The following is a 1053-nucleotide window of genomic DNA, read 5'->3' as shown; positions in this document are numbered from 1 at the left end:
CCGCTTATCTGCCGCCGCTTTTCACCCACATCCTCCCGCGCAATTGACGCGGTGCAGCATTGGCGTCACTCAGGGGCGAAGAGGCTTTGGATTGATGCGAATCGTCATCATCGACGACAGCGGGCTGCGCGCGACGGTTCTGGAGGAGGGGCTGCGCGAGGCGGGCTATGACGATATTCATATCGTGCCACCGCGCGGCGCTTTCGTCGCGCGGCTCGAACGCATGGCACCCGACGTCGTGCTGATGGACCTGGGCAGCCCCAGCCGCGATACGCTCGAAGAAATGCTCATCGTCAGCCGGGCGCTGGCCAAGCCGATCGCGATGTTCGTGGACCAGTCCGACGATGCGATGATCGGCGCGGCGATCGATGCCGGGGTGTCGGCCTATGTGGTGGACGGATTGCGCAAGGAGCGGGTCAAGCCGGTGCTGGAACTGGCAGTGCGGCGTTTCAATGCCTTTGCCAAGATGCAGAGCGAGTTGGACGAGGCGCGCACGGCGCTGTCGGATCGCAAGATCGTTGACCGCGCCAAGTCGATCCTGATGAACCAGCGGTCGCTCAGCGAGCAGGATGCCTATGCGCTGTTGCGGTCGGCGGCGATGAACCAGGGCAAGAAGATCGTGGAGGTGGCGCAGGCGCTGATCACCGCCAGCGAGTTGTTGGGAGGGGGAGTATGACGACGGGCCTGCGGATCGCCTTCCTGCCGCTGACCGATGCGGCCGTGCTGGTCGCGGCGCGCGAGCGGGGCTTTGCGGAGGCCGAGGGCATTGCGCTCGACCTGGTGCGGACCACAAGCTGGGCCACGCTGCGCGACCGGCTCGTCTATGGCCAGGTGCAGGCGGCGCATATGCTGGCCCCGCTGGCGGTTGCAGTGACGCTGGGGCTGAGCCAGCAGCCCGCTGCATTGGCCGCGCCCTATAAGCTCAACGTCAACGGCAATATGCTGGTTATGACGTGCGATTTCGCCGCTGCGCTGGAGCCCGATGTGGCGGCGCGGCTGGCCGATCCGCTGGGGACGGCGCATGATTTTGCCGCCGCGATCGGGCTGTGGCGG

Annotated in this window: 2 protein-coding genes; both read left to right on the top strand. The window is 66.1% G+C overall.

The genetic code is table 11. The features are described 5' to 3' along the window. The first annotated feature begins 94 nt into the window (after nucleotides 1-94). Nucleotides 95-676 carry an ANTAR domain-containing response regulator gene (locus tag IL54_RS02555; RefSeq protein ID WP_037472914.1) on the top strand — a complete coding sequence of 194 codons (582 nt, stop codon included), beginning with the start codon at nucleotides 95-97 and terminating at the stop codon, nucleotides 674-676. Further along, the coding region (locus IL54_RS02550; protein ID WP_037472911.1) for an ABC transporter substrate-binding protein at nucleotides 673-1053 on the top strand (381 nt) is incomplete at its 3' end. The genes IL54_RS02555 and IL54_RS02550, both read left to right, overlap by 4 nt.

The sequence above is a fragment of the Sphingobium sp. ba1 genome (assembly GCF_000743655.1).
Taxonomy (GTDB): domain Bacteria; phylum Pseudomonadota; class Alphaproteobacteria; order Sphingomonadales; family Sphingomonadaceae; genus Sphingobium.
Note: the sequence above shows the minus strand (reverse complement) of the source record. Positions and strands in the feature narration are given on the sequence as shown.

Excerpts from the sequence above, each read along its gene's own strand:
- IL54_RS02555 (WP_037472914.1), top strand. The coding sequence starts at position 95 with ATGCGAATCGTCATCATCGACGACAGCGGGCTGCGCGCGACGGTTCTG.